We start from the raw sequence: 23,412 nt of genomic DNA on the forward strand, positions 1-23,412 counted from the left end.
CAACAGGCTCCGATAAATCCAACAACAGGAGACCGACATGTCCGACGCGGAGAACAGCCGCTTCGTCATTCGTGACCGAAACTGGCACCCCAAAGCCCTCACGCCCGACTACAAGACCTCCATTCCCCGCTCGCCGCGCCAGGCGCTGGTGAGCATTCCGCAGTCGATCTCCGAAACCAGCGGCCCGGATTTCTCGCACCTGAAGATGGGCGAGCACGACAACGACCTGCTGCTCAACTTCAACCAGGGCGGCCTGCCCATCGGCGAGCGCATTCTCGTCTCCGGCCGGGTCATGGACCAGTACGGCAAGCCCGTGCCGCACACCCTCGTGGAGATGTGGCAGGCCAACGCCGGCGGCCGCTACCGCCACAAGAACGACCGTTACCTGGCGCCGCTGGACCCGAACTTCGGCGGCGTCGGCCGCGCACTGACCGACAGCGAAGGGCGCTACATCTTCCGCACCATCAAGCCCGGCCCGTACCCCTGGCGCAACGGCCCGAACGACTGGCGCCCGGCGCACATCCACTTCTCCATCAGCGGCCCGTCGATCTCCACGCGGCTGATCACCCAGCTGTACTTCGAGGGTGACCCGCTGATCCCGATGTGCCCCATCGTCAAGTCCATCGCCAATCCGGACGCGGTGCAAAGCCTGATTGCCAAGCTCGACATGAGCAACGCCAACCCCATGGATTGCCTGGCTTACCGCTTCGACATCGTACTGCGCGGCCAGCGCAAGACACATTTCGAGAACAAGTGAGGAGGACCGACCATGCCTATCGAACTGCTGCCGGAAACCCCCTCGCAGACTGCCGGCCCCTATGTGCACATCGGCCTGGCGCTCGCCGCCGCCGGCAACCCGACCCGTGACCAGGAAATCTGGAGCGAGATGGCCAAACCCGGCGCGCCCGGCGAGCACATCCTGCTGATCGGCCACGTGTATGACGGCAATGGCCACCTGATCCGCGATTCGTTCCTGGAGCTGTGGCAGGCGAATCACGAAGGCGTGTACGACACTGCCTACGATCTGGAGAAGCCCTTCAACGGCTTCGGACGTACCGCAACGACCTTCGACGCCGGCGAATGGCAGGTGCGGACCATCAAGCCCGGCGTGGTGAAAAACGCCGCCGGCGTGCCCATGGCGCCGCACATCAACCTGTCGCTGTTTGCCCGTGGCATCAACCTGCACCTGCAGACCCGCCTGTACTTCGACGACGAAGCGCAGGCGAACGCCGTGGACCCGGTCTTGAACCTCATCGAGCAGCCCGAACGTCGGCAAACCCTCATTGCAAAGCGTTGCGAGGTGGACGGGAAGCTCGCTTACCGGTTTGATATCCGCGTCCAGGGCAATGCGGAAACGGTGTTCTTTGACTTCTGACACACGACTACATGCAGCATCCGCCGAATCGGTCGCCGACCGCGTTCGGCGGCACTTCGCCGCCGCGCTCGACGAGCGCGGCTACCGGGCGGACGATGCCCAGATGGCGGCGGTGGACCACCTCGCCAGCTGGCTCGACGATTTCCTCGCCGGCCGCCATGGCTTCCTGCGCAAGCCGGTGGCCGGCGTCTATCTGTGGGGCGGGGTAGGGCGCGGCAAGAGCTTCGTCATGGATCAGTTCTTCGCCGCCGCACCGACCCAGGCCAAGCGCCGCGTGCACTTCCACGCCTTCCTGCAGGAATTGCAGCGGCGCATGCTGGCAATTACCGGGCAGTCCGATCCGCTGGTGCGCGTGGCCCGCGCCATCGCCGAGGAAACCCGGCTGCTGTGCTTCGACGAATTCCACGTGCACGACATCGGCGACGCCATGCTCCTGGGGCGGATGCTGAAGGTTTTGGTGGACGAAGGTGTAGGCCTGGTCTGTACGTCCAACTACGAGCCGGAAAACCTCTGTCCGAATCCGCTGTACCGCGAGCGCTTCCGCCCGGCCATCGAGCTGATCGAAAAGCGCTTCGACGTGATTTCGGTGGATGCCGGGCAGGACTACCGCGAGCACAGCACGTCGCTGGAGGAGTGGGGCAGCTTCCTCTGGCCGGCCCGTGCCGATGATCTGGAGTTGATCGGCTCCCGGCTGGGGTTGGCGGCGGACGCCACGTTCGACGAGGTGCTCAGCGTCAATCACCACCCGCTCAAGGTGCACGCCCACGATGACCAGTGCGCGTGGATGGACTTCAGCGAGATGTTCGAACGCCCGCGCTCGGCCAGCGACTACCTGTGGCTGATCGAGCATTACCCGCGCATGGCGGTGAGCGGCCTCGGCCCGCTGGCGGACTATCCGCCGGACGTGAGCATGCGCTTTCTCAACTTCATCGACATCGCCTACGACCGCCAATTGAAGCTGCAGCTGTTCGCCACGGTGTCGCTGGATGAGCTGGCGGCCGGAGGCGCGGCCCTGGACTTTTCGCGCACGCTGAGCCGGTTGCGGCAGTTGAAGCTGGAGCCGTTGTAGGGGGCTGCTGAGCGGGCGGGCGAGCTCTGTTCGCGAGCAAGCTCGCTCCTACAGCTCCGTTCCCGCTCTTCGTAGGAGCGAGCTTGCTCGCGAACCAACGCCTGGCGCGGCTGCGCCAACGGAAAGCGACCGCTCCTGCCACGCCGAACGTCCCCTGTAGGAGCGGGCCATGCCCGCGACCGACCGATGCGCTGTGCTGGCGGGAACCCATCGCGAACGAAGTCCGCTCCTACGCAACCGGTTGGTCCGCAGCGGGGTCGTGCCCTCTCCCTAGCCCTCTCCCTGAAGGGAGAGGGGACAGGTTCGCCGCAGGTTGAAATTATGGCATCAGCCGGTACGGACAGCTCCCGCTCCCTTCGGAGCGTGGCGCGCAGCCAGGGCGCGGGAAGGGTTGAGGGGCGCAAACAGTTTCCCAGCTATCCGCGAAGCACTGTTCGGTAATCGGCTACTCGTGTTGCGATAATCGCCCGCGCGTGTCGATAATCGCCCGGCATCCGCCTGCCAGGACAATCACAATGACCGACGCTCCCCGTGCCAGCCTGCCGCCCCTCGCGCCGCCGATCATCGCTTCGCCCGCCAAGCGCATCGAGGCCTTCACCGGCGACCCGAACTTCATGACCTCGCTGGCCCGGGGGCTGGCGGTGATCCATGCCTTCCAGGAGCGCAAGCGCCACCTGACCATCGCGCAGATCAGCCACCGCACCGAAATCCCCCGCGCCGCCGTGCGTCGCTGCCTGCACACGCTGATGAAGCTGGGCTACGTCACCTCCGATGGCCGCACCTATTCGCTGCTGCCCAAGGTGCTGACCCTCGGCCATGCCTACCTGTCCTCGACGCCGCTGGCGGTTACCGCGCAGCCGATTCTCGACCGCTTGAGCGAGCAACTGCACGAGGCCTGCTCCATGGCCACGCTCGAAGGCGACGAGATTCTCTACATCGCCCGCTCGGCCACGCCGCAGCGCCTGATCTCCGTGGACCTCAGCGTGGGCAGCCGCCTGCCGGCCTACTGCACCTCCATGGGCCGCATCCTGCTCGCCGGGCTGAATGACGACGCCCTGGAGGACTACCTCGCCCATGCCGACCTGCAGGTGAAGACCAGCCGCACCGTGCACACGCCGGAAATGCTCCGTGCCAGCATTGCCGAGATCCGCCAGCAGGGCTGGGTGATCATCGACCAGGAACTGGAAGTGGGCCTGCGCTCCATCGCCGTGCCGCTGAAGGATTCCGCCGGCCAGGTGCTCGCGGCGCTGAACGTCGGCACCCACGCCGGCCGCGTGTCGCGCCAGGAGCTGGAAACGCGCTTCCTGCCGGTGCTGCTGGAGGCCAGCCGCGAGCTGGGTACGCGGCTGTTCCATTGATCGCAGTCAGCGCTGCTCCAGGTAGGTCGAGGGGACGGCGTCGGCCAGCCAGACGCCGTTGGCCGAGCGGTAGAATCGGTGACCGTCGCGCCACATCTGGCCGCTGCGCACGACCAGGATGGTCGGCTTGCCGCGTCGCGAGCCAACCCGGTCGGCGGTTTCGCGGTCCGCACTGAGGTGCACGTGCTGGCGCGTCATGGGCTTGAGGCCGTCTGCCAGGATCGCCGCCATCGCCGCGGGAACCGTGCCGTGATAGAGCACTTCGGGTGGCTCGCACGGCTCCAGTTGTAGATCGATGCGGACCGAGTGGCCCTGGTTGGCGCGGATGCGCAGGCCGTCCTCGCTGAGGGCAAAGCGTTGCTTGTCGTTGCTCGCGACCACTTCATCGAGCATCGCGCGGTCGAAGCGATGGCCCTTGCGAGCTGACTGCGCGAGCAGTTCATCGACGTTCGCCCAGCCATTGGCGTCGAGGGTCAGGCCGGCGCTTTCCGGGCTGTGGCGCAGGATCAGCGACAGCCACTTGCTGATGGATTTCCTTTCGTTATCGTTCATTTCTTCCTCTGAATGTCCTATTGGGCGCGGCGCATTTTAGCCGCAGCAGGCAGGGCGGGTAATCCTGTTCGCTAACCGCCCACAGGCGCGATTATCGAATTGAACGGCTGGGCGTCTCTTCGTACTGTTGCTTCACCCGTCCAGCCGGACGGGCCATAACAACAATGAGCGTCAGCCATGGCCACTGTGTGCCTGCCCCGTCCGCCGGTTCGTGCGTCCACCGGCTCGCGCCTCATTCCTGTCCAGCTTGCGGGAGTGCCAGGCGATCCAGCCGACCTTCCCGCGACGACGCCTTCGCAGGAAGTCTTCGCATGACCAGTTCCGCCCGCGTGCCCGCTGCCGGCACTCTCGACGTCCAGTCCTTCATCAACGCCCAGCCGCTGTCGCTGTATCAGTGCCGCATCGTGCTGCTGTGCTTCCTCATCGTGTTCCTCGACGGCCTCGATACCGCCGCCATGGGCTTCATCGCGCCGGCGCTGACCCAGGACTGGGGCATCGACCGCGCCAGCCTCGGCCCGGTGATGAGCGCCGCGCTGATCGGCATGGTGTTCGGCGCCCTGGGTTCCGGCCCGCTGGCCGACCGCTTCGGCCGCAAGGGCGTGCTGGTGGTGGCGGTGTTCCTGTTCGGCCTGTTCAGCCTGATCTCGGCCTACAGCAGCAACCTCGATCAGTTGCTGGTGCTGCGCCTGCTGACCGGCATCGGCCTGGGCGCGGCGATGCCCAATGCCACCACGCTGCTCTCCGAATACACCCCCGAGCGCCTGAAGTCGCTGCTGGTGACGAGCATGTTCTGCGGCTTCAACCTGGGCATGGCGGCGGGCGGTTTCGTCTCCGCCAAGCTGATCCCGGCCTACGGCTGGCACAGCCTGCTGCTGCTCGGCGGCGTGCTGCCGCTGCTGCTGGCGGCGGTGCTGCTGGTGTGGCTGCCGGAGTCGGCACGCTTCCTGGTGGTGCGCAACCGTGGCGCGGACAAGGTCAAGCAGGTGCTGGCGCCCATCGCGCCGGCCGAGGTGGTCGCCGCGCGGGACTTCAGCGTGCCCGAGCAGAAGACGGTGCAGAGCCGCAACGTGTTCAAGGTGATCTTCGCCGGCACCTACAGCGCGGGCACGCTGCTGCTGTGGCTGACCTATTTCATGGGGCTGGTGATCGTCTACCTGCTGACCAGCTGGCTGCCGACGCTGATGCGTGACGCCGGCGCGAGCATGGAGCAGGCGGCGTTCATCGGTGCGCTGTTCCAGCTGGGCGGGGTGCTCAGCTCGGTCGCGGTGGGCTGGGCCATGGATCGCTTCAACCCGCACAAGGTCATCGGCATCTTCTACTGCCTGGCCGGGGTGTTCGCCTATTTCGTCGGCCAGAGCCTGGGCACCGTGACGCTGCTGGCGACCCTGGTGCTGGCCGCCGGCATGTGCGTGAACGGCGCGCAGTCGGCCATGCCGTCCCTGGCGGCGCGCTTCTACCCGACCCAGGGGCGCGCCACCGGGGTGTCCTGGATGCTCGGCATCGGCCGCTTCGGCGCCATCCTTGGCGCCTGGATCGGTGCGACACTGCTGGGCCTGGGCTGGAACTTCGAGCAGGTGCTGACCGCCTTGATGGTGCCCGCGGCCATCGCCACGGCGGCCGTGCTGGTCAAGGGCCTGGTGAGTCACGCCGACGCCACCTGACAGGCGTTTCTGAAGGGGCCGCGATGCACGATCGCGGCCCTTCTGCCAGCCGCCATCGCTGGCTCGGCGACACCCGACACTCTGTCGGTTACCCTGGCGTCAAAAGGATGAACGGTCGCTGAGCAGGAGCGAGCGGTCGAAATTTCCTCCCTTTTCGCCAAATCCGATTCAACTCCCTGAAGAAATTGCTGTCGGACCAATAGCCAATCTTTGTCTTGGCACCCCGCAAGGGGGCTCCTTTGGGAGCCAGCCACCTGACCATCGTTGGAAAAGTCCATGGTTCTTCATGCAGTAGGATGCTCAATTTCCCGCCCGACCGTGCGGCGGGGTCGCGGACGCCAGGAAGGCTTTTCCCTGGTGGAATTGATGGTGGTGGTCGCGTTGCTGGCGATCTTCGCCGGCGTGGCGCTGCCAGGCTTTCGCTACCTGATCGAATCCAGCCGGGTACAGAGCGGCGCCACCACGCTCTACCGGCTGCTCCAGGCGTCGCGCGCCGATGCGGTGAACACCCGCCAGACCCTCACCCTTTGCCCCGCCAGCGGCAACCTGCAGTGGGTGGTGGTGCGCGCCAGCACCTGCGGCTCGCTGACTGGCAACCTGGTCAGCCAGCGCCTCGACCTGCCCGGCAGCCTGAGCGTCAGTAGCAGCGTCAACGCGCTCTCGTTCAAGCCCGATGGCACCGCAGCGGCGGCTGACCTGGGCATCGCCAGCAGCGGCACCAGCAAGGCGTTCAGCATCAAGGTGGCCGCCTCGGGCTACATCAACCTGCAAGGGGCGAGCGCCCAATGAGCCGGCCCATGGCGGGCTTCAGCCTGGTGGAGGTGCTGGTGGCGCTGCTGGTCACCTGCATCGGCGTGCTGGGCATGCTGGCGATGCAGGGGCGCACCATCGGTTACGCCCAGGACACCCTGCTGCGCAGCAACGCGGCGGAACTGGCGGACGAGCTGATGGAGATGATGCGCACCGACCTGTACTCCACCCAGGACGGCAGCGCCGCCCAGGTGCTACCCCCCAGCAACTGGGGCTACTACAAGGCCGCCAGCGCGGCGTTTCCCAGCGCGCCGGACAGCTGCGCCTCGCTGGCGTCGCTGACCGCCAGCCAGCGCCTGGCCTGCTGGGCGCAACGGGTGAACCAGGCCTTGCCGGGCGCCTCTGGCCTGGCCAGCGAGTTCCATGTGTGCCGCACCAATGGCACCGGTCCCTGCACCGGCAGCGGTTCGGCCATCGAGATCCAGCTGGCCTGGCGGGTGAAGGCGGGCGAGTGCCTGGACGCCAGCGCCACCGGCGACGACACCATCTGTCGCTACGTGCTGCGGGAGGAACCCTAGGATGCGTCGACCAGGCGCGTGCCGGCAGGGCGGTGTGACGCTCATCGAACTGATGATCGCCATGGGCCTGAGCCTGTTCCTGATTCTCGGCGTGACGCAGATGTTCCTCGATGGGCAGAACCGTTCGCGCTACTTCGACGGCCAGGCGCAGAACCAGGACAACGCGCGCTACGCCCAGCAGATGCTCGACGCGCGCCTGTCCAAAGCCGGCTACCGACGCCTGCCGTCTTCGCGCATGAGCGCGGCGTTTCCCGCGCAGAGCACCGACGGCTGCGTCTTCGCTGCCGGGCAGGCGCTGGTGCGGGGCGATGCCAACACCCTCTGCCTGCGCTACCAGCCGCGCGACCCCAGCGATACCGACTGCACCGGCGCGTCGCTGGGCAGCCGTAGCGGGGTGAGCGAGCCCTACAGCACCTACAGCCCGAGCAACAACGTGGTGGAGAAGCTCACTCTCAGCGGTGACCAGCTGACCTGCAACGGCACCACGTTGGTGGAGAACGTGGCCGCGCTGCGCTTCGACTTCGGGGTGGATACCAGCAACGACGAATTCGATCGCCAGGTGAGGCAGTACGTCGCCGTGCCCGCCGCGGGGCAAACCGTGCGCAGCCTGCGTTACGCGCTGCTGCTGGCCAGCAGCGAATCGGTCAGCGGCGGCCTGGCCGCGACCACCTGCCAGCGCTGGCAGGACCTGTACGGCAGCAAGGTCTGCACCGATGGCGACGGGCCCGTGCGGCGCATCGTCAGCGGCACCAGCATGCTGAGGAACCTGATGCCATGAACCGACAGACTTTCCACCGTCAGCGCGGCGCGGTGCTGTTCGTCGCGCTGGTGATGTTGCTGCTGATCACCCTGGCCGCCGTGGCGGGCATGCGCGGCATGCAGCTGGAGGGCCGGATGACCGGCAACCGCTTGGAGCAGCACCGCCTGATGAGCGCGGCGGAATCCGCGCTGCGCGAAGGGGAAGGGCGCCTGCGCAGCAGCACCCGCGCGCTGGATAACTGCACGGCGGGCACCACGCCGTGCTTCACCGCGCCGGCGACCACCTACGCCACCGACTTCAGCAAGTCCAACCTCTACGCCGGCCTCGACGGCAGCACCCGCCTGCTGCGCAGCGCGCGCTGGTACCTGCGCTACATCGCCAACAACTGCAAAGGCGGCGCGGGGGGCAGTGGCAACTCCTACCTGTCGAAGGGGCAGGTGGGCTGCACCTACTACTACGAGGTCAATGCCCAGGCCTACAAGGGCACCGCCGGCGGCAAGGCCTGCGGCGCCGATGCGCTGTGCCTGCGCTCGACCTTCGGGCTGGTGATCCCGTGAACCGTTCCGCTGGAAGGATGCCGACGACATGGCCCATCCCCTGAGCCTGCTGCGCGCGACGCTCCTGCTGCTGCTCGCCTGCCTGGCGAGCGCCGAGGCCTTTGGCGCCTCACTGGCGCAGACGCCGCTGCTGGTCAGCAACATCGCCCCGCCGATGAACATGCTGGTGGTCGGCCGCGACCAGAAGCTGTACTTCCCGGCCTACAACGATGCCTCGGACATCGACGGTGACGGCGAGCTGGATACCTACTACGAGCCGAGCATCGACTACACCGGCTACTTCGACTCCTACAAGTGCTATGTCTATGACGCGCTGAGCGGCACCTTCGCGCCGTCCAGCACCACCAGCACCAAGCGCTGCACCAGCGCGGCCGGGCGCTGGAGCGGCGACTACCTGAACTACCTGACCATGTCGCGCCTGGACGTGCTGCGCAAGGTGCTCTACGGCGGCTACCGCTCCACCGACAGCGGCCTGGCCACGGTGCTCGAGCGCGCCTTCATTCCCAACGACGCGCACAGCTGGGGCAAGGAGTACCTGAGCGTCGCGCGCGACGGCTATAACCTGGCCGACTACACGCCGATCAGCGCGCCCACCAACGGCAAGTACGTGCTCTTCGCCAACACCTCCATCGGCAGCGGCACCCTGGGCGCCTACAACAGCGCCGCGGTGCCCCGTCTGCGCATCATCACCAGCACCCAGCAGACCCTGGGCACCTACCGCATCTGGGGCTGGGTCTCGCGGGAGTCGGCCCAGGGCACCAATACCCTCACCAGCACCACCAACAGCGACGCCACCATCGCCCCGGCCTACGACCTCAACGTGCGCGTGCAGGTCTGCGTGGCCGGCCTGCTGGAAAGCAACTGCGCCCAGTACGGCAGCCTCTACAAGCCCACGGGCGTGCTGCACGACTACGGCGCCGCCGACAAGATGTACTTCGGCCTGGTCACCGGCACCTATGCCAACAACCTGCGCGGCGGCGTGGTGCGCAAGGCCGCGGCGTCCTTCAGCAACGAATACAGCAGCACCACCGGGCGCTTCCTCACCGATGCCACCAGTGGCAGCGGCTGCCTCAACGGCCGCTGCTACGTGAACAACAGCGGCATCGTCGCCAACCTGGACCGCCTGGTGTTTTCCGCCGGCTGCACCGACTCCACCGGGTACAACCTCAACCCGCTGGTCAACGGCAAGTGCGTGGACTGGGGCAACCCGCTGGGCGAAATGGCCTACGAGACCCTGCGCTATTACGCCGGCAAGGCGCCCACCGCGGCCTATGCCGCCGGTGCCGCCGACACCGCCCTCGGCCTTTCCAGCCTGAGCACCTGGGCCAATCCCTACAGTACCTATCCGTCCTGCACCCGGCCGTTCATGACGCTGATGAGCGACGTCAACCCCAGCTACGACTCGGATGTACCGGGCAGCACCCTGGGCACCGACAGCCGCCCGACTACCGACATCGGCTTCGACTTCGCCAGCATCGGCGCCACTTTGTGGAGCCGCGAGGTGGGCGGCAGCGCGTCGGTGAACGTCGGCCAGTCTGGCGCCAGCAACGATTCGGCGCCCACCGCCAAGACCGCCAGCAGCTTCGCCAGCATTCGCGGGCTGGCCGAGGAACCCACGCGCCAGGGCAGCTACGCCACCTCCGCGGTGTCCTTCTTCGGTAGCCAGAACGCCCTGACCACCGCCGGCTCGAACCGGGTGCAGAGCTTCTCCATCGCCCAGTCCTCGACGCTGCCCAACATCCGCATCAAGACCAGCAAGGGCACGCTGCGCCTGGTGCCGTTCAGCATGAACGTCAGCCAGAACGTGGTCAGCCAGATCACCGGCTTCTACATCGACACGCTCACCCGCGACAGCGCCGGCAACCTCACCGCCATCACCTTCCGCGTGGTCTACGACGACTCTGCCCAGGGCCGCGACTACGACATGGACGCCATCGTGCTCTACACCGTGACGGCGAAGAGCGACGGCAGCGTGGACGTCACCAGCCGGACCGAGTATTCGGTGGCCGGCGACGAATCCCACATGGGCTACACCATGGCTGGCACCACCCGGGATGGCGTGTACCTGGAGGTCACCGGCGGTGGCAGCGGGTCCGTGCGCAACAAGCTCGACACGCCCGATGGCCGGTTCCCCGGCGACTGCTCGGCAAGCGGCGTCACCTGCGCCCTGCTGCCCGGCCTCAACGGCAGCAGCGGGGCGCTCAGCGGCGGCCGCCTGGCCTATCACACGCGCACCTTCACGCCCTCGGCCACCACGGCCGTGACCAACCTGCAGGACCCGTTGTGGTACGCCGCCAAGTACGGCAAGACCGACCTGGTCAACTGGGACCGCGACGGCGACGGCGTCCCGGACAACTACTTCCTGGTCAGCAACCCCGGCAAGCTCGCCTCCCAGCTCAAGTCCGCCTTCGACGACATCCTCCAGCTCAACACCTCGGTCGCCGCGGTGGCGGTGGACTCGCAGTCGCTGGACAGCGGCAGCTACACCTACGTCCCCACCTTCGTCACCGGCGACTGGACCGGCGATCTGGTGAAGAAGCAGAAGACCCTGACCACCACCAGCAGCGGCGCGATCACCACGACCACCACCACGCTGTGGCGCGCGTCGGCGCAACTGGGCACGCCCAGCACGCGCAACATCCTCTTCGCCAGGAACGGCGCGCTCAGCGCATTCAACTGGAACAACCTGACGGCGGCCCAGCAGACCCAGCTCAACCGCACCGTCGCCGGCGTGGTGGACAGCCAGGGGCAGGCGCGGGTCGGCTTCCTGCGCGGCGAGAACAACAGCTTCCGCACCCGCACCACGCTGCTGGGCGACATGATCAATTCGGCGCCGGTGCTGGTCAGCGGCTCCGACTACCTGGCCTCGCGCGCCGATGCCCTGGAGGGCAGCACGACCTACGCGGCGTATGCCACGGCGCTGGCGGCAAAACCCTCGGTGGTCTACGTCGGCGCCAACGACGGCATGCTGCACGCCTTCAACGCCGCCACCGGCGCCGAGCTGTTCGCCTTCATCCCCAGCGCCGTCATCCCCAACCTCAATGCCCTCACCGCGCCGGACTACGGCAAGCAGCAGGGCACCGAGCACCGCTACTTCGTCGACGGCACGCCGGTGGTCTCCGACGTCTACTACGGCTCGGCCTGGCACAAGGTGCTGGTGGGCAGCCTCGGCGCCGGCGGCCGCGAGGTGTTCGCCCTCGACGTCACCGACCCCACCGCGCCCAGGTTGCTCTGGGAGTTCACCAGCGACAACGACAGCAGCCTCGGCTACACGGCGGCGCGGCCGTCCATCGCCCGCCTGCACAACGGCAAGTGGGTGGCGCTGGTGCCCAACGGCTACGACATCGGCAGCAGCAGCGCCGCACTGCTGATCATCGACATCCAGACCGGCGCGCTGCTGCGCAAGATCACCGCCACCCCGAGCCTCTCCGCCGCCGAAACCGCCTCGCTGGACGCGCTGAACAATGGCCTGTCGCGCCTGTTCGTCGCCGACGCCAACAGTGACGGCATCGCCGACTATGCCTATGGCGGCGACCTGCTGGGCAACCTCTGGCGCTTCGACCTCATCGACACCAGCCTGAGCGACCCGCTCAACAGCGCCGCCGCCGAGGCGCGCTACGCCGTGTCCTTCGGCGGCAACCCGCTGTACGTCGCGCGCAACGCCAGCGGCACGCGCCAGCCGATCACCAGCGCGCCGTCCCTGGTCGACCATCCCAGCGGCACCGGCTACATCGTCGCCTTCGGCACGGGGCGCTACCTGCTCACGTCCGACAAAACCTCCACCGCGCCCCAGAGCCTCTATGGCATCTGGGACCGCAAGGTCGCCGGCGAGGCCACCAGCGCCTCGCTGACCGCCGCGCGCACGCGCAGCAACCTGCAGGCGCAGACGCTCACGGCGGGCACCTTCAACGGCACGTCGACCTACACCCTGAGCAACAACGCGGTGGCCTGGTACGACAGCTCCGGCAACACCGCCGATGCCAACGTCAACAGGTGGGGCTGGTACTTCGACTTCCCGGTGGCCGGCGAGCGGCAGATCTACGACATGACGCTCTATGGCGCCAGCCTCATCTTCAGCAGCTCGACGCCGCAGACCGGCACCTGCGCCGCCGGCCTCTCCGGCACCCGCTACGCCATCGATCCCGAAAGCGGCGGGCTGACGCTCTACAACGTCTTCGACCTGAACAACGACGGCACCTTCGATGCGCTCTCGGGATTCATCACCGGCGGTGGCGATATCACTGTCTCCGGTGGCTACACCTACACCGGTGCCGAAGGGGGTGGCACCAGCGTGCTGCCCGATGCCATCCACACCAACACCGGCGCCGTCAGCGGCCGGCGCACCTGGCAGATCCAGCCAGCCAACTGACAGGAACAGCACATGAAGCAACAGCGGCGCGAGCGGGGCTTCACCCTGATCGAACTGATGATCGCGGTGGTGATCGTGGCGATCCTCGCCGGCATCGCCTTTCCCAGCTACCAGCGCTACGTGCTGCGCAGCCATCGGGTAGAAGCCCAGGCGCTGCTCAGCGAGGCCGCCGCCCGGCAGGAACGCTACTACTCGCAGAACAACGCCTACGCCAGCACGGCGGCGGCGCTGAACATGACCGGCCAGGTCAACGCGCTGCAGTACTACAGCCTGGCGATCTCCAACGTCACCGACACCAGCTACACGCTCACCGCCACCGCCCAGGGCGCCCAGGCCAAGGACGGCCAGTGCCTGAGCCTGAGCATCGACCAGGCCGGCACCCGCAGCAACACCGGCACGGGGACCGGCACCACCTGCTGGCAGTGAGCCGGTGCCGAAAGCGTGCGATTGGCGAACACTGCGCCACAGGTCCAATGGCGCAGGTCAGGTCGTGCCTCTAGGGTGTAGCGCATTCGCGGGCCTGCCTTGCGCCTGAAAATGCCCGCGCGACCGTCCATCTCCGCCACGGCCCGTGCTCCGGGCCGCGGCATAGACTGGGCCACGAGCCACGACGAAGAGCGCGGCCATCCACAAGAGTGAGTGCCTGTATGCAAAGCCTGCTGAGCGAGCGCAGCCGTGTGTTCGAGCGTGCCGACCCCTATGCGGTGTCCGGCTACGTCAACCAGCATGTCGGCAGCCACGACCTGCGCCTGCCAGCCCATGGCCAGCCGCAGGCCAGCCTCAACCACCGGCGCTTCGCCAGCCTGGACCTGTGCCGCATCAGCTATGGCGGCGCAGTGCGCGTCACCTCGCCGGCACTGGAGAGCATCTTCCACCTGCAGATCCTCCTCAGCGGCCACTGCCTGTGGCGCAGCCAGCGCCAGGAGCACGCCCTGGCGCCGGGCGAGCTGCTGCTGATCAACCCGGACGACCCGGTGGACCTCACCTACTCGGACGACTGCGAGAAGTTCATCCTGAAGATTCCGGTGACCCTGCTCGAAGCCATCTGCGCCGACCAGCGCTGGCGGCACCCGCGCGCCGGCGTGCGCTTCACCGAGAATCGCTACCGGCTGGGCGAGCTGGAAGGCTTCGTCAACCTGCTGTCGATGATCTGCCAGGAGTCCGAGGCCAGCGAGCGCCTGGCGCGGGTGGACGAGCACTACCAGCAGATCGTCGCCAGCAAGCTGCTGACCCTGCTCAAGACCAACGTCAGCCGCGAGCCCATCGCAGGCGCCAGTGCGTCCTTCGAGCGCATCGAGGCGTACATCGAGGGGCACCTGCGCGAGGACATCGACATCGAGGCCCTGGCGCGCCAGGCGTCCATGAGCCTGCGTTCGCTCTATGCGCTGTTCGAGCGCCACGCCGGCACCACACCGCGCCAGTACATCCGCCGGCTCAAGCTGGAGCGCATCCGCGCCTGCCTGAGCGATCCGGCGTGCCCGGTGCGCAGCGTCACCGAGTTGGCGCTGGACTATGGCTTCCTGCACCTGGGGCGCTTCGCCGAAGGCTACCGGCAACAGTTCGGCGAACTGCCCTCGGAGACGCTCAGGCGCCGCGGCTGACCGCCGCCCGCGCCCGTGTAGGAGCGGGCCATGCCCGCGATCGCGCGCATGGCCCGCTCCTACAGACCGACATCGACGTCCTGGCTCGCGTAGGAGCGGAACTTGTCCGCGAAAGCCACCGCGCTGGCGCCGAGGCGTCCGGTGTAAGCCGGGGCATACTCAAACGCCGGCGTTGCGCTGTAGAAGCGGGCCATGCCCGCGAAATCCACCGCGGCGCAATGGGGCCTGCAAGGTGAACTCCTTGGCTTGCACGCAGACGCTCCTGGTGCCGGCGTGCCGGAATATCGCGGACAAAGTCCGCTCCTACGCATCCGCCCATTCCAGCATTGATCGGCAGGCGCCGTGCGGCCACGAATCGCGGGCGTGGCCCGGTCCTGCAAGGCAGACCCTGCCGTTCCTCCGATTCCCCGCTTCGCTTGCGCGGATGGGGCTGTACTGGGAAGAGGCGTGCGCAATTCCTGCGCCGTCCCCGGGAGGTCGCGTCCATGCATCCCACCCCGTTCATCCTCACGCCGGGCGAGCGCAGCCCGGCGCTCAATGTGGTCGGCATCCGCATCAACGTGCTGGTGGCCGACACCGATTCGGCAGCGCAGCGAATCACCTTCCAGACGGGCGAGGAGGGCGCCGGGCCGCCGCCGCATACCCATGACTGGGACGAGTCCTTCTATGTGCTGCACGGCGAGGTCGTCTTCACCGTCGCCGAGCGCACCGCCGCCTGCCATCCCGGCACGCTGATCCATATTCCCGCCGGCACCCTGCATGGCTTCCACTTCGGCCCCGGCGGCGGCGAGATGCTGGAGATCACCGGCAGCCAGAGCCAGGCCATCGAGATGTTCCGCGCGCTGGATCGCGAACTCCCGCCCGGCCCGCTGGACGTGCCGAAGACCGTCGCCGTGGCCGGCGAATACGGTGTCATCTTCCGCCTCTGAACGCCCGGCCGGCCCACCCGCGCGGGCCCCATCCCGGCTTCACGGCAACCGTGCAGAAAACGGATAGCACTCTGCACACAGCGGATATTGCCCCTGCGACCCCAGCCCTAACCTGAGCCTGCCTGAACAATAACAACGGAGGCCCCGGCCATGTCCCTGGGTATCGAGTACTTGCGTTCGCTGCTTGAGGAAGACCCCGAGAAGGGCGTCTACCGCTGCCGGCGGGAGATGTTCACCGACCCGCGCCTGTTCGACCTGGAGATGACCCACATCTTCGAGGGCAACTGGGTCTACCTCGCCCATGAAAGCCAGATCCCCGAGAAGAACGACTTCCTCACCACGATGATCGGTCGCCAGTCGATCTTCATCGCGCGCAACAAGGAAGGCCAGCTCAACGCCTTCCTCAACGCCTGCAGCCACAAGGGCGCCATGCTCTGCCGGCACAAGTCCGGCAACCGCGCGAGCTACACCTGCCCGTTCCACGGCTGGACCTTCAACAACTCCGGCAAGCTGCTCAAGGTCAAGAACCCGGCCGAGGCGGGCTACCCGCAAGGCTTCAACTGCGAAGGCTCCCACGACCTGACGAAGGTCGCGCGCTTCGAGTCCTACCGCGGCTTCCTCTTCGGCAGCCTGAAGGCCGAGGTCAGGCCGCTGGTGGAGCACCTGGGCGAGTCGGCGAAGATCATCGACATGATCGTCGACCAGTCCCCCGAAGGCCTGGAAGTGCTGCGCGGATCGAGCAGCTACATCTACGAAGGCAACTGGAAGCTCACCGCCGAGAACGGCGCCGACGGCTACCACGTGAGCTCCGTGCACTGGAACTACGCCGCCACCCAGAACCAGCGGCAGCAGCGCGAAGCAGGCGGCGAGGTGAAGACCATGAGCGCCGGCGGCTGGGCCAAGCAGGGCGGCGGTTTCTACTCCTTCGACCATGGCCACCTGCTGCTCTGGACCCGCTGGGCCAACCCCGAGGCGCGCCCGGCCTTCGAGCGCCGCGACGAACTGGTCCGCGACCATGGCCAGGCCCGTGCCGACTGGATGATCGAGAATTCGCGCAACCTGTGCCTGTACCCCAACGTCTACCTGATGGACCAGTTCAGCTCGCAGATCCGCATCGCCCGGCCCATCGACGTCAACCGCACCGAGATCACCATCTACTGCATCGCCCCCAAGGGCGAGAGCAGCGCGGCGCGCGCCCAGCGCATCCGCCAGTACGAGGACTTCTTCAACGTCAGCGGCATGGCCACGCCGGACGACCTGGAGGAGTTCCGTTCCTGCCAGCAGGCCTACCAGGGCAGCGCCGGCGGCTGGAACGACCTGTCGCGCGGGGCGCAGCACTGGGTCGAAGGCGCCGATGCCGCCGCGCGGGAGATCGATCTTGCCCCGGCGCTGTCCGGCGTACGCACCGAGGACGAAGGCCTGTTCGTGCTGCAGCACCAGTACTGGCAGCAGACCATGATCGACGCACTGGCCGCCGAGCAGGCCAAGCGCATCGCGCTGAAAGAGGAGGGCGTGTGATGAGCCGCTACGAGACCGTGCGCGACTTCCTCTACCGCGAAGCCCGCTACCTCGACGACAAGGACTGGGACGCCTGGCTGGAGCTGTACGCCGCCGACGCCACCTTCTGGATGCCCGCCTGGGATGACCGCGACCAGCTCACCGAGGACCCGCAGCGGGAAATCTCGCTGATCTGGTACGGCAACCGCGGCGGCCTGGAAGACCGTGTATTCCGCATCAAGACCGAGCGTTCCAGCGCGACCCTGCCGGACACCCGCACCTCCCACAACCTCAGCAACATCGAGGTGCTCGGCGAGGCCGACGGGCAGTGCCAGGTGCGCTTCAACTGGCACACCCTGAGCTTCCGCTACAAGACCGTCGACAGCTACTTCGGCACCAGTTTCTACACCCTCGATTTACGCGGCGAGCAACCGCGGGTGTTGGCGAAGAAGGTCGTGTTGAAGAACGACTACGTACGGCAAGTCATCGACATCTACCACATCTGACTTCGCCGGCAGGACGGCCGCAGCGCGCGTGGAATCGCCGCGCGCGACGCCGCCTGCGTGGCGCCGAGGTGCATGCCATGAACCACAAGATCGCCCTCAACTTCGAAGACGGCGTTACCCGCTTCATCGACGCCAGCCCCAGCGAAACCGTGGCCGACGCGGCCTACCGCCAGGGCATCAACATCCCGCTGGACTGCCGCGACGGCGCCTGCGGCACCTGCAAGTGCTTCGCCGAGGCCGGCCGCTACGACCTGGGCCAGGACTACATCGAGGACGCGCTGAGCGAGGAGGAAGCCCAGCAGGGCTACGTGCTCACCTGCCAGATGCGTGCGCAGAGCGACTGCGTGGTGCGCGTGCCGGCTTCCTCGCAGGTCTGCAAGACCGCCCAGGCCAGCTTCGAGGCGAGCATCAGTGCGGTGCGCCAGCTGTCCGACAGCACGATTTCGCTGTCCATTCGTGGCGAGTCGCTGAGCACGCTGGCCTTCCTCCCGGGGCAATACGTCAACCTGCGGGTGCCGGGCAGCGAACAGAGCCGCGCCTACTCCTTCAGCTCGTTGCAGAAGGACGGCGAGGTCAGCTTCCTGATCCGCAACGTGCCGGGCGGGCTGATGAGCAGCTTCCTCACCGGGCTTGCCAAGGCCGGTGACCCCATGACCCTGGCCGGCCCGCTGGGCAGCTTCTACCTGCGCGAGATCAGGCGGCCGCTGTTGCTGCTGGCCGGCGGCACCGGTCTTGCGCCCTTCACCGCGATGCTCGAACAGATCGCCGAGCGCGGCAGCGAACATCCGCTGCACCTGATTTACGGCGTCACCCACGACGTCGACCTGGTGGAGCTGGACCGCCTGGAGGCCTTCGCCGCGCGCATCCCCACCTTCACCTGGAGCGCCTGCGTGGCCAGCCCGCAGAGCACCCACCCGCGCAAGGGCTACGTCACCCAGCACATCACACCGGCGCACCTGAACGACGGCGAGGTGGACATCTACCTCTGCGGCCCGCCGCCGATGGTCGAGGCGGTGAGCCAGTACATCCGCGAACAGGGCATCACCCCGGCGAATTTCTACTACGAGAAGTTCGCGGCGAGTGCGGCCTGAATTCGACAACCACAACTCAGGCGTGACGGATCCTTGTAGGAGCGAGCTTGCTCGCGAACAGCTTCACAGCGGGGCTTGGTTCGCGAGCAAGCTCGCTCCTACAGGGGTGGCCACCTGATGCGATGAGGTCACCATGAATAGATTCACCAACAAAACCGCCCTCGTCACCGGCGCCGCCCAGGGCATCGGCCGGCGCGTCGCCGAGCGGCTGGTGGAAGAGGGCGCGACGGTCATCGCCGTGGACCGCTCCGAGATCGTCCACGAGCTGCAGGACGCCCTCGGCCAGCGTGGCGACGTGCTGACGCTGACCGCCGACCTGGAGCGCTTCGCCGACTGCCAGGATATGGTCGCCCAGGCGCTCGCGCGCTTCGGCCGCCTCGACATCCTGGTCAACAACGTCGGCGGCACCATCTGGGCCAAGCCCTTCGAGCACTACGCCGAAGAGGAGATAGAAGCGGAAGTGCGCCGCTCGCTGTTCCCCACCCTGTGGTGCTGCCGCGCGGCGCTGGTGCCGATGCTGGAGCAGGGCGCGGGCGCCATCGTCAACGTGTCGTCCATCGCCACCCGAGGGGTGAACCGCGTGCCCTACGGCGCCGCGAAGGGCGGGGTGAATGCGCTGACCGCCTGCCTGGCCTTCGAGACAGCCGAGCGCGGTGTGCGGGTCAATGCCACCGCGCCGGGCGGTACCGAGGCGCCGCCGCGGCGCATCCCGCGCAACGCGGCGCAGCAGAGCGAAGAGGAGCAGCGCTGGTACCAGCAGATCGTCGACCAGACCGTGGGCAGCAGCCTGATGAAACGCTACGGGACCCTCGACGAGCAGGTCGGCGCGATCCTCTTCCTCGCTTCCGACGAAGCCAGCTACATCACCGGCGTGACCCTGCCGGTGGGTGGCGGTGATCTGGGCTGAGGCGCCGCGATGATGCGTCTACGGCAGCTTCGCGCCGATCAGCTGCAGGCAGCGTTGCAGCGGCGCGCTGACGTCGCCACGGCGCTGGCTGAGGATGATCGGCGAGACCGCCTCGGCGTCGGTCAGCGTGGCGTAGCCGATGTCGGCGCGGTGCTGCTGTTGCACCGACGCCGGCACCAGCGCCACGCCCAGGCCGGCGGCGACCAGGCCGATGGCGGTCTGCAGCTCGTTGGTCCACTGCGCCACGCGGATGCCCAGGCCGTGGTTGGCGAACAGCGCCAGCACATGGTCGGCGTAGCTGGGGCGCGGGTTGGCGGGGTAGAGCACGAAGTCCTCGCCGGCCAGCTGTTCCAGGCTCAACGGCGCGCCGAGCAGGCGGTGCCCGGCGGGCAGCACGGCGACCATCGGCTCCTCGCGCAATACCTGCTGGGTAATGGCCGGATCGTCGATGCGGATGCGCCCGAAGCCGATATCGATGCGCCCACTCTTGAGCGCCTCGACCTGCTGCACCGTGGTCATTTCCTGCAAGCCCAGCTCCAGTCCGGCGTCACCGCGCAGCTCGCGGATCAGCTCGGGCAGCCCGTCGTACAGCGTCGAGGGCGCGAAGCCGATGCCGAACCACTGGCGTTCGCCCAGGCCGATGCGCCGGGTGCTTTGGCAGATGCTTTCCAGTTGCGCCAGCAGGGTGCCGGTCTGCTCGTGGAAGTAGCGCCCGGCGTCGGTCAGGCGCAGCGGTCGCCCACGCTCCAGCAGGGGCACGCCGAGCAGTTCCTCGAGCTGCTGGATCTGCCGGCTCAGCGGCGGCTGGGCGATGTGCAGGCGCTCGGCGGCGCGGGTGAAGTTGAGGGTGCCGGCCACTTCGCGGAAGTAGCGCAGGTGTCGCAGCTCCATGATACCTCCAGGGTATGCAACAAGACGGCATCGATATTGGACTGCCCGCTAGCCCCGGCGCAATCCTTCGTCCACCGTGAAACGACCTGCCGGGTATCGCCACAGCGCGACCCGGCCTCTTCAGAAATCCCAGACCGGAACGCCGTCCATGAGTAGCCCCGTCATCGAACGCCTCGAGTCGATCATCGTCGACCTGCCGACCATCCGCCCGCACAAGCTGGCCATGCACACCATGCAGCAGCAGACGCTGGTGATCATCCGCCTGCGCTGCTCCGACGGCGTCGAGGGCATCGGCGAAGCCACCACCATCGGCGGCCTGGCCTACGGCAACGAGAGCCCGGAAAGCATCAAGGCCAACCTCGACGCGCACTTCGCGCCGCTGCTCAAGGGCGAGGACGCCAGCAACATCAACGCCTGCATGCAGCGCCTGGACAAGGCGATCAAGGGCAACACCTTCGCCCGCTCCGGCATCGAGAGCGCACTGCTGGACGCCCAGGGCAAGCGCCTCGGCCTGCCGGTCAGCGAGCTGCTCGGCGGCCGCGTGCGCGACAGCCTGGAGGTGGCCTGGACCCTGGCCTCCGGCGACACCGCCCGCGACATTGCCGAAGCCGAGCAGATGCTCGACATTCGCCGCCACCGCATCTTCAAGCTGAAGATCGGCGCCAACCCGCTGGAGCAGGACCTCAAGCACGTGGTGGCGATCAAGCAGGCCCTTGGCGAGCGCGCCAGCGTGCGCGTGGACGTCAACCAGGGCTGGGACGAATCCCAGGCTATCCGCGGCTGCCAGGTGCTCGGCGAGAACGGCATCGACCTCATCGAACAGCCCATCTCGCGGATCAACCGCAGCGGCCAGGTGCGCCTGAACCAGCGCAGCCCGGCGCCGATTATGGCTGACGAATCCATCGAGAGCGTGGCCGACGCCTTCAGCCTCGCCGCTGACGGCGCGGCCAGCATCTTCGCCTTGAAGATCGCCAAGAACGGCGGCCCGCGCGCCGTGCTGCGCACTGCGCAGATCGCCGAAGCCGCCGGCATCGCGCTGTACGGCGGGACCATGCTCGAAGGCGCGGTCGGCACCCTGGCCTCGGCCCACGCCTTCCTCACCCTGGAGAAGCTGACCTGGGCCACCGAACTGTTCGGCCCGCTGCTGCTCACCGAGGAAATCGTCACCCACGCGCCGGTCTACCGCGACTTCCAGCTGCAGGTGCCGCGCACGCCCGGCCTGGGCCTGACGCTCGACGAGGAGCGCCTGGCGCGCTTCCGCCGCACTTGATTCGAAAGCCTTTCCCGACTGCCCGATAGAGGAGAACACCCGATGCTGTTCCACGTGAAGATGACCGTGAAATTGCCCGTCGACATGGACCCGGCCAGGGCCGCCCAGCTCAAGGCCGACGAGAAGGAACTGGCCCAGCGCCTGCAGCGCGAGGGCAAGTGGCGCCACCTGTGGCGCATCGCCGGGCACTACGCCAACTACAGCGTGTTCGACCTCGCCAGCGTCGAGGAACTGCACGACACCCTGATGCAGCTGCCGCTGTTCCCCTACATGGATATCGAGGTCGACGGGCTTTGCCGCCATCCGTCCTCGATCCATGCCGACGACCGCTGATTTTCGTACGACTCGACAAGAACAAGACTTGAGGATCGCACCATGACCGTGAAGATTTCCCAGACTGCCGACATCCAGAAGTTCTTCGAAGAAGCCAGCGGCGCCCTGAACGATGCGGGCAACCCGCGCGTGAAGAACCTCGTCCTGCGCATCCTGCAGGACACCGCCAGACTGATCGAAGACATGAACGTCACCCCCGACGAGTTCTGGAAGGCGGTGGACTATCTCAATCGCCTGGGCGCCCGCCAGGAGGCCGGGCTGGTGGTCGCGGGCCTGGGCATCGAGCACTACCTCGACCTGCTGCTGGACGCCCAGGACGCGGCGGCCGGTATCGGCGGCGGCACCCCGCGTACCATCGAAGGCCCGCTGTACGTGGCCGGCGCACCGCTGTCCGAAGGCGAAGCACGGATGGACGACGGCAAGGACCCGGGCACCGTGATGTTCCTCTCCGGCCGCGTGTTCGACCCGGAGGGCAAGCCGCTGGCCGGCGCGGTGGTCGACCTGTGGCACGCCAACACCCAGGGCACGTACTCCTACTTCGACAGCACCCAGTCCGAGTTCAACCTGCGCCGCCGCATCGTCACCGACGCCGAGGGCCGCTACAAGGCGCGCAGCATCGTGCCCAGCGGCTACGGCTGCCCGCCGGACGGCCCAACCCAGGAACTGCTGAACCAGCTCGGCCGCCACGGTCAGCGCCCGGCGCACATCCACTTCTTCATCTCCGCGCCGGGACATCGCCACCTGACCACGCAGATCAACCTGGCCGGTGACCAATACCTGTGGGACGACTTCGCCTACGCCACCCGCGACGGGCTGATCGGCGAGGTGCGTTTCATCGAGGACGCGGCCGCCGCCCAGGCGCGCGGCGTGGAAGGGCGCTTTGCCGAGATCGAATTCGATTTCCAACTGCAGCGGGCCGCCTCCGCCGATGCCGAAGACCGCAGCAGCCGCCCGCGCGCGTTGCAGCAGGCCTGATGCCGGAGCTGTAGGAGCGAGCCACGCTCGCGAACCGAGTTCCCCGGCCGCTCGGGTGCTGGGCGGGTTCGCGAGCAAGGACTGGGCGTCCCCCTCGGTCCTACGAAAAGCCCACAACGGACGCCGCCCCGGTGCTTCGGTGCCCGGGCTGTCGCAGGCATGGCCAGCTCCTACAGGGCAATCCCGCGCTCACTGTAGGAGCGAGCCATGCTCGCGATCCGCGGACAACGTCCGCGCGCGCCACCGAACGCCGATGTCAGCCCAGGCGTAGGAGCGGACTCCGTCCGCGATGCTCCAGCGCCCGGGCTGTCGCAGGCATGGCCAGCTCCTACAGGTCAACGCTGTGCCCCCTGTAGGAGCGAGCCACGCTCGCGATCCGCGGA

At 67.5% G+C, this 23,412-nt stretch carries 23 protein-coding genes; 20 read left to right on the forward strand and 3 right to left on the reverse strand.

The window, feature by feature from the left end; genetic code table 11:
* Window positions 1–37 precede the first annotated feature (37 nt).
* From pcaH to ACNFIA_RS21025, 4 genes are all read left to right on the forward strand, one after another.
* Window positions 38–757: a protocatechuate 3,4-dioxygenase subunit beta gene (gene pcaH, locus ACNFIA_RS21010; protein WP_259754271.1), complete on the forward strand. Its 720-nt coding sequence runs from the start codon at window positions 38–40 to the stop codon at window positions 755–757.
* 12 nt (window positions 758–769) lie between these two features.
* Complete coding sequence (gene pcaG / locus ACNFIA_RS21015; RefSeq protein ID WP_259754272.1) at window positions 770–1,375, forward strand: protocatechuate 3,4-dioxygenase subunit alpha; 606 nt, start codon at window positions 770–772, stop codon at window positions 1,373–1,375.
* Complete coding sequence (gene zapE / locus ACNFIA_RS21020) at window positions 1,365–2,444, forward strand: cell division protein ZapE (RefSeq protein ID WP_416788330.1); 1,080 nt, start codon at window positions 1,365–1,367, stop codon at window positions 2,442–2,444. Before pcaG ends, zapE begins: the two co-directional genes overlap by 11 nt.
* Before the next feature lie 515 nt (window positions 2,445–2,959).
* The gene (locus ACNFIA_RS21025) at window positions 2,960–3,802 is read left to right on the forward strand and encodes an IclR family transcriptional regulator (protein ID WP_017519476.1); all 843 of its coding nucleotides are present in this window, start codon (window positions 2,960–2,962) and stop codon (window positions 3,800–3,802) included.
* A gap of 6 nt (window positions 3,803–3,808) precedes the next feature.
* Here ACNFIA_RS21025 and ACNFIA_RS21030 read toward each other — a convergent pair whose 3' ends face one another.
* Window positions 3,809–4,354 carry an RNA 2'-phosphotransferase gene (locus ACNFIA_RS21030; protein WP_416788332.1) on the reverse strand — a complete coding sequence of 182 codons (546 nt, stop codon included), beginning with the start codon at window positions 4,352–4,354 and terminating at the stop codon, window positions 3,809–3,811.
* A gap of 311 nt (window positions 4,355–4,665) precedes the next feature.
* Between ACNFIA_RS21030 and ACNFIA_RS21035 the strand changes: the two genes are divergently transcribed.
* From ACNFIA_RS21035 to ACNFIA_RS21070, 8 genes are all read left to right on the forward strand, one after another.
* Window positions 4,666–6,015: an MFS transporter gene (locus tag ACNFIA_RS21035; protein ID WP_416788334.1), complete on the forward strand. Its 1,350-nt coding sequence runs from the start codon at window positions 4,666–4,668 to the stop codon at window positions 6,013–6,015.
* Window positions 6,016–6,291: 276 nt separating this feature from the next.
* A complete protein-coding gene (locus ACNFIA_RS21040; RefSeq protein WP_416788336.1) occupies window positions 6,292–6,804 on the forward strand; it encodes a GspH/FimT family pseudopilin in 513 nt (170 codons plus the stop codon).
* Window positions 6,805–6,812: 8 nt separating this feature from the next.
* Window positions 6,813–7,343: a type IV pilus modification protein PilV gene (pilV, locus tag ACNFIA_RS21045; protein ID WP_416788338.1), complete on the forward strand. Its 531-nt coding sequence runs from the start codon at window positions 6,813–6,815 to the stop codon at window positions 7,341–7,343.
* 1 nt (window position 7,344) lies between these two features.
* Window positions 7,345–8,121 (forward strand): PilW family protein, encoded by a 777-nt coding sequence (locus ACNFIA_RS21050; RefSeq protein WP_416788341.1) that lies wholly within the window; start codon window positions 7,345–7,347, stop codon window positions 8,119–8,121.
* Window positions 8,118–8,660 (forward strand): pilus assembly PilX family protein, encoded by a 543-nt coding sequence (locus ACNFIA_RS21055; RefSeq protein WP_416788343.1) that lies wholly within the window; start codon window positions 8,118–8,120, stop codon window positions 8,658–8,660. The genes ACNFIA_RS21050 and ACNFIA_RS21055 overlap by 4 nt, the downstream gene beginning before the upstream one ends.
* 28 nt (window positions 8,661–8,688) lie before the next feature.
* A complete protein-coding gene (locus ACNFIA_RS21060) occupies window positions 8,689–13,029 on the forward strand; it encodes a pilus assembly protein (protein WP_416788346.1) in 4,341 nt (1,446 codons plus the stop codon).
* Between the two features lie 12 nt (window positions 13,030–13,041).
* The gene (locus ACNFIA_RS21065) at window positions 13,042–13,455 is read left to right on the forward strand and encodes a type IV pilin protein (protein WP_416788348.1); all 414 of its coding nucleotides are present in this window, start codon (window positions 13,042–13,044) and stop codon (window positions 13,453–13,455) included.
* A 221-nt stretch (window positions 13,456–13,676) separates the two neighbouring features.
* Window positions 13,677–14,630, forward strand: a complete 954-nt coding sequence (locus ACNFIA_RS21070; RefSeq protein ID WP_259754281.1) for an AraC family transcriptional regulator — start codon at window positions 13,677–13,679, stop codon at window positions 14,628–14,630.
* A gap of 59 nt (window positions 14,631–14,689) precedes the next feature.
* Here ACNFIA_RS21070 and ACNFIA_RS21075 read toward each other — a convergent pair whose 3' ends face one another.
* A complete protein-coding gene (locus ACNFIA_RS21075) occupies window positions 14,690–14,824 on the reverse strand; it encodes a hypothetical protein (protein ID WP_416788351.1) in 135 nt (44 codons plus the stop codon).
* Between the two features lie 291 nt (window positions 14,825–15,115).
* On the opposite strand from ACNFIA_RS21075, the gene ACNFIA_RS21080 reads away from it, so the two are divergent.
* The 5 genes from ACNFIA_RS21080 (at window position 15,116) to ACNFIA_RS21100 (ending at window position 19,560) form a co-directional block, all read left to right on the forward strand.
* Window positions 15,116–15,559, forward strand: a complete 444-nt coding sequence (locus ACNFIA_RS21080) for a cupin domain-containing protein (protein ID WP_416788354.1) — start codon at window positions 15,116–15,118, stop codon at window positions 15,557–15,559.
* Window positions 15,560–15,709: 150 nt separating this feature from the next.
* Window positions 15,710–17,077: a benzoate 1,2-dioxygenase large subunit gene (benA, locus tag ACNFIA_RS21085; protein WP_416788356.1), complete on the forward strand. Its 1,368-nt coding sequence runs from the start codon at window positions 15,710–15,712 to the stop codon at window positions 17,075–17,077.
* Window positions 17,077–17,562 (forward strand): benzoate 1,2-dioxygenase small subunit, encoded by a 486-nt coding sequence (gene benB, locus ACNFIA_RS21090; protein WP_416788358.1) that lies wholly within the window; start codon window positions 17,077–17,079, stop codon window positions 17,560–17,562. The genes benA and benB overlap by 1 nt, the downstream gene beginning before the upstream one ends.
* Window positions 17,563–17,639: 77 nt before the next feature.
* Window positions 17,640–18,653, forward strand: a complete 1,014-nt coding sequence (benC, locus tag ACNFIA_RS21095; RefSeq protein WP_416788360.1) for a benzoate 1,2-dioxygenase electron transfer component BenC — start codon at window positions 17,640–17,642, stop codon at window positions 18,651–18,653.
* A gap of 133 nt (window positions 18,654–18,786) precedes the next feature.
* Window positions 18,787–19,560 carry a 1,6-dihydroxycyclohexa-2,4-diene-1-carboxylate dehydrogenase gene (locus tag ACNFIA_RS21100; protein WP_416788362.1) on the forward strand — a complete coding sequence of 258 codons (774 nt, stop codon included), beginning with the start codon at window positions 18,787–18,789 and terminating at the stop codon, window positions 19,558–19,560.
* Between the two features lie 18 nt (window positions 19,561–19,578).
* On the opposite strand, the gene ACNFIA_RS21105 is transcribed toward ACNFIA_RS21100, so the two are convergent.
* Window positions 19,579–20,451 (reverse strand): LysR family transcriptional regulator, encoded by an 873-nt coding sequence (locus ACNFIA_RS21105; protein ID WP_416788365.1) that lies wholly within the window; start codon window positions 20,449–20,451, stop codon window positions 19,579–19,581.
* 148 nt (window positions 20,452–20,599) lie between these two features.
* On the opposite strand from ACNFIA_RS21105, the gene ACNFIA_RS21110 reads away from it, so the two are divergent.
* The 3 genes from ACNFIA_RS21110 to catA are packed head-to-tail and all read left to right on the forward strand — an operon-like array spanning window position 20,600 to window position 23,029.
* A complete protein-coding gene (locus tag ACNFIA_RS21110) occupies window positions 20,600–21,721 on the forward strand; it encodes a muconate cycloisomerase family protein (RefSeq protein ID WP_416788368.1) in 1,122 nt (373 codons plus the stop codon).
* Between the two features lie 42 nt (window positions 21,722–21,763).
* Window positions 21,764–22,054 carry a muconolactone Delta-isomerase gene (gene catC / locus ACNFIA_RS21115; RefSeq protein WP_089390365.1) on the forward strand — a complete coding sequence of 97 codons (291 nt, stop codon included), beginning with the start codon at window positions 21,764–21,766 and terminating at the stop codon, window positions 22,052–22,054.
* 42 nt (window positions 22,055–22,096) lie between these two features.
* On the forward strand, window positions 22,097–23,029 hold the full coding sequence (gene catA / locus ACNFIA_RS21120; RefSeq protein WP_416788372.1) for a catechol 1,2-dioxygenase: 933 nt from the start codon (window positions 22,097–22,099) through the stop codon (window positions 23,027–23,029).
* The last annotated feature ends 383 nt before the right edge of the window (window positions 23,030–23,412 follow it).

Source organism: Pseudomonas sp. NY15437 (assembly GCF_048068435.1).
Classification (GTDB): domain Bacteria; phylum Pseudomonadota; class Gammaproteobacteria; order Pseudomonadales; family Pseudomonadaceae; genus Pseudomonas; species Pseudomonas nitroreducens_B.